This is a genomic window from Chromobacterium sp. CCUG 30098 (assembly GCF_059916605.1).
In genome coordinates this window covers 25,737-37,455 of record NZ_JAUCGS010000016.1, presented here as the reverse complement: position 1 = coordinate 37,455, position 11,719 = coordinate 25,737, and the positions used below count along the sequence as shown (strand labels likewise).

Below are 11,719 nucleotides of genomic sequence, written 5' to 3'. Positions count from 1 at the left end.
TATCCCTCATCCTGGCAGTCCCCGTCTATCCATGCTGTTCTCGCCAGCGCCAGCCGTGCCGCGGATTGGCGCGCGCCGCCATGGCCGGACGCGGGGCCGCTTCTTGTCATTACAGTCACTCAGTCACGCCGGGGAACAATGTGTTTTGTCGCCATCGCTTCCGTCACCTGATCAGCCGAGGCAATCAATTCCGCGGCAGCCTCAACGCCGCGGAATGGGCCTTGGTCTTGCTGGTGGCCGTGTTGCCGGCGGTGATAGGCCTGCCCCTGACCTGGAACCGCTACCAGCTGGACGTGCAGGCGCAGCTGCAAAGCGCGGCGGGGCGCGCGGTCAATTCGGTGGACCGGGTGTTCAGCCAGGTGGACCGCTCATTGCGGGAGGCCGCGCCGTTGGCCGGCCAGCCCTGCCCGCAGGCGCGCGGCAAGCTGGTGTCGCTGGCGGCCTTCGATCCCTATATCCGCTCGCTGGGGCTGATGGACGGCCGCCGCCTGTACTGCACCTCGGTGCTGGGCGCGCAGTACTCGGATCTGCCCTTCACCCCGTCGGCGCCGCAGCAGCTGATCTACCGTCTGGACTCCGGCCCCTTGTACCCCAAGCGTCCCTTCCTGATGCGCACCTTGCTGGGGGAGCGGGGGCAGGCCGTCGTCGCCAGCGTGGAGCTGGCCTATTTCAGCCCTCTGCTGCCCTGGCAGGCCGACGACGGCCACAGCGGTTCGCTGCTGGTGCTGAATCACAAGGAGGCGGTGCAGTCAACATTGCCGGGCGCCGCCGAGGTGCCGGCCAGCGCGGTGCTGCGGGTGATCGCGGCTTCGGAGCGCTTTCCGCTGGCGGTGCACAGCTGGGTGGACGCCGACTACCTGTGGCGCGGCGCGTCGGCGCGTCTGCTGCGCGCCCTGCTCTTGTTGCTGCCGGTGGGCGTGGTCGGCGCGGTCCTGCTGCTGGGTTATCTGCGCAAGCGCGGCTCGGTCAGCGGGGAAATCCTGCTGGCCTTGCGCAATCAGGAGTTCCTGCCTTACTACCAGCCGGTGTTCGACGCCTGCGGCCGCCGCTGCATGGGGGTGGAGGTGTTGCTGCGCTGGCAGCATCCGCGTCAGGGGCTGACGCCGCCGGATCTGTTCATCCCGGTGGCGGAGGCCTCCGGCATGATCATCCAGATCACCCGCTATCTGATGCGGCGGGTGGCCGCCGACATGGCGTCGCTGCCCTTGCCCGATCGCTTTTTCGTGGCGCTGAATCTGTCGCCCAGCCATCTGCAGCATGCGCAACTGGTGGAGGACTGTCAGGCGTTTTTGCGACACTTCCCGAAGACGCCGCCGCGGCTGGTGCTGGAAGTGACCGAGCGCGAGCCCATCCGGGTGACGCCGCAAAGCCAGCAGGTGATGGCCGCGCTGCGGCGGATGCGGGTGCAGATCGCCATCGACGACTTCGGCACCGGCCACAGCAGCCTGGCCGAGCTCAACCGCATTCACGCCGATCATCTGAAGATAGACCGGGTGTTCGTGGCGGCGATAGGCAGCGACTCCATCGCCAACCGCATCCTGGAGATGATCATCGACCTGGCCAAGCAGCTGCGCATCTCCATGGTGGCCGAGGGCGTGGAAACCGAACAGCAGCGCGCCTATCTGCAGCAAAGCGGCGTGCATTATCTGCAAGGCTATCTGCTGGCGCGGCCGATGCCGCTGGAACAGCTGCGCGATTTTCTGTGGGGGCGTCCGCCGCTGACCGAGGGCCAGCCGGTCTCCTGAGCAAAAAATACGCAATAAACGAACACTATTGGCCGATATCAAGCCGGAATAGTGGTTCTGTTTGCCGCTGACCCGCAAAATATGTTACTAAAGTGACGTGATTTTCGATTCCGAATAGTTATGAGCCGCTCACCCCGTCACGACAAGATTCTGCAGCTGGTCCGCGAAAACGGCTTCATGCCGATCGAAGAGTTGGCCAGACTGCTCGATGTCACCCCGCAAACCATTCGCCGCGATATCAACCAGCTGTGCGAGGCCAATCTGTTGCGCCGCTACCACGGCGGCGCCGCCCTGGGCAGCAGCGTGGAGAATGAGGACTATTTCGCGCGCAAAGGAAAATTCCAGAGCGAAAAAGCGCATATCGCGGACATGATCGCCAGCAGCATTCCCGATCACGCCTCGCTGTTCATGAGCATAGGCACCACCATAGAGGCGGTGGCCCAGGCGTTGACCAGCACGCACAAGGGTTTGCGGGTGATCACCAACAACATCCACGTCGCCTCCATCATGTCCACCAATCCGGATTTCACGGTGATGATCACCTCCGGCACGGTGCGCGCGTCCGACGGCGGCATCACCGGCGTGGCCACGCTGGACTTCATCAACCAGTTCAAGGTGGATTACGCCATCATCGGCGTGTCCGGCATCGAGCCGGACGGCTCGCTGCTGGACTTCGATTACCGCGAGGTGCGGGTGGCGCAGGCGATGATGTCCAACGCCCGTCACCGCTACCTGGCGGCGGACCACAGCAAGTTCGGCCGCAACGCCCTGGTGCGCATGGGACACATCAGCGAGTTCCACACCGTGTTCACCGACGCGCTGCCGCCGGAGCCGGTGACCAAGCTGCTGGAAGAGCAGGGCGTGCGCCTGGTGCTGACCGAGGCCTGAGACGCTTCCAAAGCCGCTTCGGCGATACGGCGTTAACAGGTTTTGAGCACGCGTATCGTCAACAGGCGTCCTGGATGCGGCGCTGAGCGCCGCGCCCGAAAAAAAGCCCGGAACCTCTCGGTGGTCCGGGCTTTTTCGCGTCCGGGCGGGGGCCCGGCGGCGGGGCTCAGTCCTGCATGATCTCCACCCGGTTGCGGCCGTTGGCCTTGGCCCGGTACAGCATTTCGTCGGCCTGGCGCACCAGCTCGGTGCTGCTGGCGGCGGTGTCCAGCGAGCTGATGCCCACGCTGAAGGTCTGGCGGAAGTCGCCGTCCGGCGCGCGCTGCTCTATCTGGCTGAAGTCCTGGCGCAGCTGGTCCATCAGCTCGCGCGCCTGCGTCTGATGGGTGCCGGGCAGCACGATGGCGAACTCCTCGCCGCCGTAGCGGCCCACCAGATCGCTGCTGCGCAGCCGTTCCTTGAGGAAGCGCGCCAGATTGATCAGCAGCTCATCGCCGGCCGGATGGCCGTGGCTGTCGTTGATGGTCTTGAAGAAGTCCAGGTCCAGCATCGCCAGCGACAGCGGCCGCTGATCGCGGCGCGCGCGCTGGATGCCGTACTCCAGCTGGCCGTGCAGATGGGAGTGGTTGAGCAGGCCGGTGAGGCTGTCGTTGATGATGTAGGAGCGCAGCTTGCGGTAGCGGCGCGCGCGGTTGATCACGGTGACGATCAACTCCTCCGGCGCCACCGGCTTGGTCAGGAAGCCGTCTATGCCCAGGGTCAGCGCGTCCAGCTGCACCGCCTGGCGTTTTTCCACCGACAGGAACACCACCGGGATGCCGTCCAGCAGCCGCTGCTGGCGGATCACCTTGGCCAGCTCCATGCCGCTGCACTGCGGCATGTACATGTCCATCAGGATCAGGTCGGGGCGGAACTGCTCTATCATGTCCAGCACCCGTTCCGGCTGGGTCTCCTCGCGGGTTTCCACCCCCTGGGCGTTGAGCACGCTGGAGTAGAGCCCGGCCAGCGATTCCATGTCCTCGACGATCAGCACGCGCAAGGGCTCGCGCTTCTCGCCCAGATCGCTGAAGCTCAGCTGGTCAATCAGCTGATGCGCTTGCAGCGGCCAGTCCAGCAGGCTGCCGGCGCCGGCGCGCACCGCCGCCAGCCGCGCCTGGAAATCGTGCAGCGGCGAGGTCAGGATCAGCGGACAGATGCTGCTGATGGTGGGGGCCAGCAAAAGGATGGGGTCGTTGGCGGCGAACTCGGTGAAAGCCACCACCGCTTCCGGCGCCTTGTCCTGCAGCGCCTGGGCCAGCTTGGCCGCCTGCTGGATCACTTTGGCGTGGATGCCGTAGCAGGACAGCTGCTGGATCAGCGGCGTGGCGTCCACGTCTTGCGGCAGCCATAGATAGAGGGTGACCAGGCCGCCGCCCAGCAGGGCGTCGTAGTCGATCTCCGGCAGGCCGTCCTTGCGCTCCATCATGCCCAGCTGGCTGACCAGGCCCAGGTGGTGGCGCAGCCGGTTGTAGCGCTCGCTTTCCGACGGCGCGGTCTGCGGTTGCTGGATCCAGCCTTGCAGCAGCCGCGACAGGGTCTGGATTTCCCCGGTGATTTCGTTGAGGTCCTGCTCGCGCACCATGTCCTCCAGCCGCAGGATAAGCGACAGCAGGTGGGCGGCCAGCGGCCGCTCCCAGCGGGTGACGAGCAGGTGGCCGATGCGATCGATTTCCTGTGCCAGATGCACACGTTGTTTGAAAGCCTGATGTTGCGACATGATCAAGTATTCCCCGGTGGACCCGGTCGTCCAATATTCAAGTTCTGAAGCCGCGCCTGAGGCGCGCTGTTATAATCCGCCGTTGGATTGCAACGGCCTGGCAAAAATTTTTAATGAACGTTTTTTACGAAGAGAGCGGCGGCTTTAAGGTCGGCAGCATCGTTTCGCGCAATGACGCTAGTCTGCAAGTGGATACCCAGCATGGCAAGCGCGCCAAGATCAAGGCGGCGAATGTTTTTCTGGAGTTTAGCTCCGCATTGGGCGATTTTCTGCCCATGGTAGAGCAACTTGCCGCGGATATTGACCTGGATTTCCTGTGGGAATGCTGCCCGGACGACGAGTTCGGCTATGAGGCGCTGGCGGCCGATTACTGGGGCCGCGCGCCGTCGGCGGCCGAGGCCGCCGCCATCGTGTCGCGGCTGTACGGCGCGCCGATGTATTTCTACAAAAAAGGCAAGGGCCGCTACAAGAAGGCGCCGGAAGACGCGCTGAAGGCGGCGTTGGCCGGGCTGGAGCGCAAGAAACGCGAGCAGGAGCAGATCGACCAGTGGGTGGCGGAGCTGAAAACCGGCCAGCTGCCGGAGGCGATCCGCGGCCAGCTGATGACCTTGTTGTGGAAACCCGACAAGAACACGCTGGAGTTCAAGGCCTTCGACCAGGCCTCGCGCGAGCTGAGCCTGCCGCCGCTGCGGCTGGCGGACAAGGTGGGCGGCATCTCTTCGGTGCCGGACTATCTGATGGCCGGCTTCATGCTGGAGTTCTTCCCCAAGGGCCGCGGCTTCGGCAAGTACGAACTGCCCACGCTGCCGGAAGAGCTGCCGCTGTCGCCGGTGCGCGCCTTCTCCATTGACGACGCCAACACCACCGAGATCGACGATGCCTTGTCGGTGCAGGATTTGCCCAACGGCAACAAGCGCGTCGGCATCCACATCGCCGCGCCGTCGCTGGGCATAGAGATAGGCTCGCCGCTGGAAAAGCTGCTGCTGTCCCGGCTGTCCACCGTGTATTTCCCCGGCGACAAGATCACCATGCTGCCGGACGATCTGGTGGAGATGTTCACCCTCAAGGAAGGGCACGACTGCCCGGCGCTCAGCCTCTACGTGGAGGTGACGCCTGAGTTCGAGCCGGTGGCCTACGAGAACCGCATCGAGAAGGTGCATATCGCTGCCAACCTGCGCCACGCCGCGCTGGAGCAGTTCTTCAACGAAGAGACGCTGGCTTGCGATCCGGGCGTGGACTATCCGTTCAAGCAGGAACTGATCTGGTTCTGGCAGTTCGCCGAGGCGCTGGAGAAGCGCCGCGGCAAATACGACCCGACCCGGCCGGTGCAGATGGATTACAACTTCGACGTGGTCGACGGCAAGGTGCTGATCACCTTGCGCAAGCGCGGCGCGCCGATGGACAAGCTGGTGTCCGAACTGATGATTCTGGCCAACAGCGAGTGGGGCCGGATGCTGGCCGAGGCCGACATCCCCGGCATGTACCGCGCGCAAAGCATGGGCAAGGTGAGGATGACCACGCGGCCCGAGCCGCACACCGGCTTGGGCGTGGCTCAATACGCGTGGGCCACGTCGCCGCTGCGTCGCGCCACCGACTTCATCAACCAGCGCCAGCTGATGTCGATGATCCGCGGCGAGAAGCCGCAGTTCGAGCAGGGCGACGCGATGTTGTTCGCCATCCTGCGCGATTTCGACACCACTTACTCCGCCTACCTGGGCTTTCAGGACCGGATGGAGCATTTCTGGTGCCTGCGCTGGTTCAGCCAGGAAGGCGTGTCCGATCCCACCGCCGCCTTCATCAAGGAGGACTTGGTGCGCATCGACGGCCTGCCGATGCGGGTGCGCATCCCGGGCCTGCCGGAGCTGGCGCGCGGCGACCGCATCCAGCTGGCGGTGATCCGCATCGACGAGCTGATGCAGGAGATCGAGCTGCGCTGCGTCGGGGTGCTCGGCCATGTCGACGCCGCTGAGGACGAGGCGTCCGAAGCGGAGGCGAGCGAGGCGGACGGCCAGGCCGGTTGAGTCCGCAGTGCGAGAAACGCGAAAAGGCGGCTTAGGCCGCCTTTTTTGCGTCTGGCTGGACGGCGCTTAGAACATCTCGTCCAGCGCGGTGCAGGCCTCGCGCAACTCCGGCAGCGCCTCCGCCAGCCCCTCGCGCGGCAGGCCGGCGCGCTCCATCACGCTGACCGGCAAGGTCGCCAGCATGTCTTCCTCGCTCATGTCGTGGTTGAAGCCGGAGGTCATGAAGGAGGCCAGGCCGATCAGCAGCGCGAACGGCGACACTTCCTCGTTCAGCAGATCGTGCTGGTTGAAGATGGCTTCCTGGATCTCGTCCGGGAAATTCCAGCGCCGCGCCAGCTCGGCCCCCACCTCGGTCAGGTCCATGCCCAGCAGCATGCGTTCGGTGGCCACCCGATCGGCGCCGCCGGCGACGATGCGGTCTATCTGCAGCGCCTGTTCCGGCACCGCCACATAGAGCACCAGTTCGCCGATATTGGACAGCAGGCCGCAGGTATAGCCCAGCTGCGGGTCCAGCCGGGCCAGCTTGGCCAGCCGTTTGGCGGCGTTGGCCATCGCGAAGCTGCGCTGCCAGAACGCCTTCATGTCGAAGCCCTGGATGCCCAGCGTGGCGCCGGTGACGCCGGAGGCGATCACCAGCACCCTGAGGTTGTCGAAGCCGAGCAGGATGATGGCGTCGTCCAGAGAGCCCACGCGCCGGCTGCCGCCGAAGCGCGCGGTATTGGCCAGCCGCAGCACGCGCGCGGTCAGCACCTGGTCATGTCCCACCTTGTCGGTAATTTCATCGATGTTCACGTCGGTGCGGTGAAAACTGGCCACCAGCTCCTGGACCACTTTGGGCACCATGGGCAGTTTGCCCGACGCTTTTTCAAATATTTCCGCCACTTGCATAGGGGTCTCCAATAGGTGAGCCGTCGCCGGCGCGGGCGTGGGCCGGCAGGCGATGAAGTCCTGCTTCTTGAGCTTAGGCAATTGGCGGGGGAAAGGAAGGACAAAACCGGACAGGGGCGGGCCGGCGGCGGGCGGCCCGCCAAAAAAAACAGGGCCGGGAGGCCCTGTAAAGAAGCAACGTCGTTTAATTCCTGTGCAGCTGGCTCGCTTCCAAGGCCAGCTGGGTGATGCGGTCCCAATCGCGGTTGGCGATGGCGTCGTCCGGAGTCAGCCAGCTGCCGCCCACGGCCAGCACATTGGGCAGCGCCAGGTATTCCGGCGCTTTCTTGATGTCGATGCCGCCGGTGGGGCAGAAGCGCAGATCGGAGAACGGGCTGGCCAGCGATTTGAGCAGCTTGACGCCGCCCACGGCCTCGGCCGGGAACAGCTTCTGGATGGTGAAGCCCTCGTCCTGGGCGCGCATCGCCTCGGACGGGGTGGCGATGCCGGGAATCAGCGTCAGATTGGCGGCGCGGGCGGCGGCGCCCAGCTCCGGGGTGAAGCCGGGGCTGACGCCGAACTGCGCGCCGGCGTCGATGGCGGCTTCCACGTGGGCGCGGGTGCGCAGCGTGCCGGCGCCGACGATGGCGCCCGGCACTTCGTCGCGCATGCGGCGCATCGCCGCCAGCGCGGCCTTGGTGCGCAGCGTCACTTCCAGCACGCGCACGCCGCCGGCCACCAGCGCCTGGGCCAGCTCAACGGCCACGGCCGCGTCGTTGACGATGATCACCGGAACAACCGGGCCTTGGCGCAGCAGGGTCAATGCGTCCATATTCATTTTCTCCAAGAAGCGGGGTGGAAGTCGGGATGGCGGAAGCTGGTGGCGCCGGCTTCGGCGTGGTCGGCCACCGAACGGAACACCGCGAACAAGTCCCGTCCCATGCCAAAATCATTATGCGTCAGGTCGGCCTGCGCCGGTTCGCGCGCGGCCCATTCGGCCTCGTCCACCAGCACGGTCAACTCGCCGCTATTGGCGTCCAGCCGCACCGGGTCGCCGTCGCGCACCTTGCCGATCGGTCCGCCGGACAGGGCTTCCGGCGAGACGTGGATGGCGGCCGGCACCTTGCCGGAGGCGCCGGACATGCGGCCGTCGGTGACCAGGGCCACCTTGAAGCCGCGCTCCTGCAAAATGCTCAGGGCCGGGGTCAGTTTGTGCAGTTCCGGCATGCCGTTGGCGCGCGGGCCCTGGAAGCGGATCACCGCGATGAAGTCTTTTTCCAGCTCACCGCGCTTGAACGCCGCCAGCATGTCGTTCTGGTCGTGGAAGATCAGCGCCGGCGCTTCCACCACCCGGTGTTCCGGCTTGACCGCGGACACCTTGATCACTGCGCGGCCCAGCTTGCCGGACAGCAGCTTGAGGCCGCCGTCGGCGGAGAAGGGGTCGGCGGCGGTGCGCAGCACGCTGTCGTCGCCGCTGTCGGCGGGCGCGTCCCGCCATTTGAGTTCGCCCTGATCCAGCCACGGTTCCTGCGCGTAGCGAGACAGGCCGCGGCCGGCTACGGTGCCCACGTCCTCGTGCAGCAGGCCGGCGGACAGCAGTTCGCGGATCACGAAGCCCATGCCGCCGGCGGCGTGGAAGTGGTTCACGTCGGCCTTGCCGTTGGGGTAGGCGCGGACCAAGAGCGGCACGACGGCGGAGAGCTCGTCGAAATCGTCCCAGTTCACATCGATGCCGGCGGCGCGGGCGATGGCGACGATGTGCATGGTGTGGTTGGTGGAGCCGCCGGTGGCCAGCAGGCCGACGATGGCGTTGACGATGGACTTCTCGTCTATCATCTCGCCCACCGGGGTGAAGGCCTTGCCCTGGGCGGCGATCTTGGCCGCCTGATGGGCGGCGGCGCGGGTCAGCGCCTCGCGCAGCGGGGTGCCCGGGTTGACGAAGGCGGCGCCGGGCAGGTGCAGGCCCATGATCTCCATCAGCATCTGATTGGAGTTGGCGGTGCCGTAGAAGGTACAGGTGCCGGGGCCGTGGTAGGACTGGCATTCGGATTCCAGCAGCGCGTCGCGGCCCACCTTGCCTTCGGCGTACAACTGGCGCACCTTGGCTTTTTCATCGTTGGCGATGCCGGTGGTCATCGGACCGGCGGGAACGAACACCGCCGGCAGGTGGCCGAAGGACAGCGCGCCTATCAGCAGGCCGGGCACGATCTTGTCGCACACGCCCAGATACAGCGCGGCGTCGAACATCTGGTGGGACAGCGCCACCGCGGTGCTCATCGCGATGATGTCGCGGGAGAACAGGGACAGCTCCATGCCCGGCTGGCCCTGGGTCACGCCGTCGCACATCGCCGGCACGCCGCCGGCGAACTGGGCGGTGGCGCCGGCCGCCAGCGCCGCCTCCTTCAGCTGCGCCGGATAGGTTTCCAGCGGCTGGTGGGCGGACAGCATGTCGTTATAGGAAGAGACGATGGCCAGATTGGGGCGGTGCTCTTCCTTTAGATGTATCTTGATGCCGTCGGGCATGGCGGCGAAGGCGTGGGCCAAATTGGTACACGACAATTGCGAGCGCTCCACCCTTCCCTGATGGGCTGCTGCGCGCAAGCGGTCCAGGTAGGCGGCGCGCGTTGCCCGGCTCCGGTTGACGATGCGCTCGGTAACGGCGGACAGGGTGGAATGCAAGGCCATGATGACGTTCCGTGTTGAAGTGGGTTGATAGTAGTTTTACTACACTCAAAATGCAAGACGCGCTCCAGCGCCGTCCCGCCATGATACGCCCGGCGGCGCGAGGCAACACCCGCCAGTGCTGCGATTGGGAGAATTGTTTGCTTTGGGGCAAAAGGTGTTGCAAAAGCGGCCTGCGTCAGTGAGATGACATGGACAAGGTAAAAGCTGGTGGTAATATAACTACATCTACAAACGTCTCGAGATGGAAGATCAGGATGGATACCCGTACTATGCCAACCCCGGCCTTCGATATGGTCTTGTTCGGCGGCGCCGGCGATCTGGTGATGCGCAAGCTGCTGCCCTCCTTGTATCAGGCGCACGCCGCCGGCCTGCTCAATCAGCAGGGCCGCATCCTGGCGCTGGGCCGCAAGGACTTGAGCCGCGACGACTACCTGGCCTTTGTCGAGAAGAACTCGCGCCAGCACGTCAAAGCCCATTTCGACGCCGCCGCCTGGGACAGCTTCTGTGCGCGGATCGAATACCTGAAAGTGGACGCCTCGCAGCCGCGGGATTTCCCGGCGCTGGCGGACAAGCTCAAGGGCGACGACGACCGCGTGGTGGTCTGTTATCTGGCCACCGCGCCCAATCTGTTCGCCGGCATCTGCGAGAACCTGGCGGCGGTGGGCCTCAATAGCGGCAATGTGCGCGTGGTGCTGGAAAAGCCGCTGGGCACCGACCTGGATTCCTCCAACGAGATCAACGACGACGTGGCGCGCTTCTTCAAGGAAGAGCAGCTGTACCGGATCGACCACTACCTGGGCAAGGAATCGGTGCAGAACCTGATGGCGATCCGCTTCGCCAACGCGCTGTTCGAGCCGCTGTGGCGGCGCGAATGGATACACGATGTGCAGATCACCATCTCCGAAGATCTGGGCGTGGGCAGCCGCGGCGACTTCTACGACGGCACCGGCGCGCTGCGCGACATGGTGCAGAACCACCTGTTGCAACTGCTGTGCATCGTGGCGATGGAGCCGCCGGCCAATATGGAAGCCGACGCGGTGCGCGACGAAAAGCTCAAGGTGTTGAAGGCCCTGCGCCCGTTCAGCGAACAGGACGTGGCGGCCAAGACCGTGCGCGGCCAGTACAAGGCCGGCGCCGTCGGCGGCCAGCCGGTGGTCGGCTATCTGAACGAGCAAGGCATCCCCGCCGACAGCCAGACCGAAACCTTCGTCGCGCTCAAGGCCGAGATCGACAACTGGCGCTGGGCCGGCGTGCCTTTCTTCTTGCGCACCGGCAAGCGGATGCAGGAGCGGGTCGCCGAGATCGTCATCAACTTCCGCGACGTGCCGCACCAGCTGTTCAACGGCCCGATGAGCGGCAGCCACACCGCCAACCGGCTGGTGATCCGCCTGCAGCCGGAAGAAAGCATCCGCCTGTACTTCCTGGCCAAGGAGCCGGGCGACAATATGCGCCTGCAGTCGGCCTACCTCGACCTGGACTTCTATAAAGCCTTCAAAGTGCGCCGCGCCGACGCCTACGAACGCCTGCTGCTGGACGTGATCCGCGGCAAGCTGGCGCTGTTCATGCGCCGCGACGAGCTGATCGAGGCCTGGCGCTGGGTGGAGCCCATCATGGACAGCTGGAGCCGCAGCAGCAATCTGCCGCCCAAGCAGTACACCGCCGGCACCTGGGGCCCGGCGGCGTCCAGCGCTTTACTATCACGCGATGGGATAGGCTGGCACGAGGAATGCTGAGCCGTATAGAGGCATCCATCTGCT

Annotated in this window: 8 protein-coding genes; 4 read left to right on the top strand and 4 right to left on the bottom strand. The window is 65.3% G+C overall.

Annotated features, from left to right (window positions below):
- Window positions 1-140 precede the first annotated feature (140 nt).
- Both QUG03_RS22195 and QUG03_RS22190 read left to right on the top strand, forming a co-directional pair.
- Window positions 141-1,745, top strand: a complete 1,605-nt coding sequence (locus QUG03_RS22195; protein ID WP_227106035.1) for an EAL domain-containing protein — start codon at window positions 141-143, stop codon at window positions 1,743-1,745.
- 120 nt (window positions 1,746-1,865) lie between these two features.
- Window positions 1,866-2,633, top strand: a complete 768-nt coding sequence (locus QUG03_RS22190; protein WP_019103455.1) for a DeoR/GlpR family DNA-binding transcription regulator — start codon at window positions 1,866-1,868, stop codon at window positions 2,631-2,633.
- A 166-nt stretch (window positions 2,634-2,799) separates the two neighbouring features.
- Here QUG03_RS22190 and QUG03_RS22185 read toward each other — a convergent pair whose 3' ends face one another.
- Window positions 2,800-4,389 carry a GGDEF domain-containing protein gene (locus QUG03_RS22185; RefSeq protein WP_227106036.1) on the bottom strand — a complete coding sequence of 530 codons (1,590 nt, stop codon included), beginning with the start codon at window positions 4,387-4,389 and terminating at the stop codon, window positions 2,800-2,802.
- 113 nt (window positions 4,390-4,502) lie between these two features.
- Between QUG03_RS22185 and QUG03_RS22180 the strand changes: the two genes are divergently transcribed.
- Window positions 4,503-6,410: a ribonuclease catalytic domain-containing protein gene (locus QUG03_RS22180; RefSeq protein ID WP_500821012.1), complete on the top strand. Its 1,908-nt coding sequence runs from the start codon at window positions 4,503-4,505 to the stop codon at window positions 6,408-6,410.
- A gap of 66 nt (window positions 6,411-6,476) precedes the next feature.
- Here QUG03_RS22180 and QUG03_RS22175 read toward each other — a convergent pair whose 3' ends face one another.
- The 3 genes from QUG03_RS22175 to edd all read right to left on the bottom strand — a co-directional run bounded on the left by QUG03_RS22175 (window position 6,477) and on the right by edd (window position 9,962).
- Window positions 6,477-7,298 (bottom strand): HDOD domain-containing protein, encoded by an 822-nt coding sequence (locus tag QUG03_RS22175; RefSeq protein WP_500821011.1) that lies wholly within the window; start codon window positions 7,296-7,298, stop codon window positions 6,477-6,479.
- A gap of 184 nt (window positions 7,299-7,482) precedes the next feature.
- Window positions 7,483-8,109, bottom strand: coding sequence for a bifunctional 4-hydroxy-2-oxoglutarate aldolase/2-dehydro-3-deoxy-phosphogluconate aldolase (locus QUG03_RS22170; protein WP_048408066.1), 627 nt, complete (start codon window positions 8,107-8,109; stop codon window positions 7,483-7,485).
- A 2-nt stretch (window positions 8,110-8,111) separates the two neighbouring features.
- Window positions 8,112-9,962 carry a phosphogluconate dehydratase gene (gene edd, locus QUG03_RS22165; RefSeq protein WP_488906840.1) on the bottom strand — a complete coding sequence of 617 codons (1,851 nt, stop codon included), beginning with the start codon at window positions 9,960-9,962 and terminating at the stop codon, window positions 8,112-8,114.
- Window positions 9,963-10,216: 254 nt separating this feature from the next.
- On the opposite strand from edd, the gene zwf reads away from it, so the two are divergent.
- Entirely contained in the window at window positions 10,217-11,695 is a 1,479-nt protein-coding gene (gene zwf, locus QUG03_RS22160) for a glucose-6-phosphate dehydrogenase (RefSeq protein WP_500821010.1), read from the top strand.
- The last annotated feature ends 24 nt before the right edge of the window (window positions 11,696-11,719 follow it).

Coding starts and splice junctions, on each gene's coding strand:
- QUG03_RS22170 (WP_048408066.1), bottom strand. CDS start 8,109: ATGGACGCATTGACCCTGCTGCGCCAAGGCCCGGTTGTTCCGGTGATC.
- edd (WP_488906840.1), bottom strand. CDS start 9,962: ATGGCCTTGCATTCCACCCTGTCCGCCGTTACCGAGCGCATCGTCAAC.
- QUG03_RS22185 (WP_227106036.1), bottom strand. CDS start 4,389: ATGTCGCAACATCAGGCTTTCAAACAACGTGTGCATCTGGCACAGGAA.
- QUG03_RS22180 (WP_500821012.1), top strand. CDS start 4,503: ATGAACGTTTTTTACGAAGAGAGCGGCGGCTTTAAGGTCGGCAGCATC.
- QUG03_RS22190 (WP_019103455.1), top strand. CDS start 1,866: ATGAGCCGCTCACCCCGTCACGACAAGATTCTGCAGCTGGTCCGCGAA.
- QUG03_RS22175 (WP_500821011.1), bottom strand. CDS start 7,298: ATGCAAGTGGCGGAAATATTTGAAAAAGCGTCGGGCAAACTGCCCATG.
- zwf (WP_500821010.1), top strand. CDS start 10,217: ATGGATACCCGTACTATGCCAACCCCGGCCTTCGATATGGTCTTGTTC.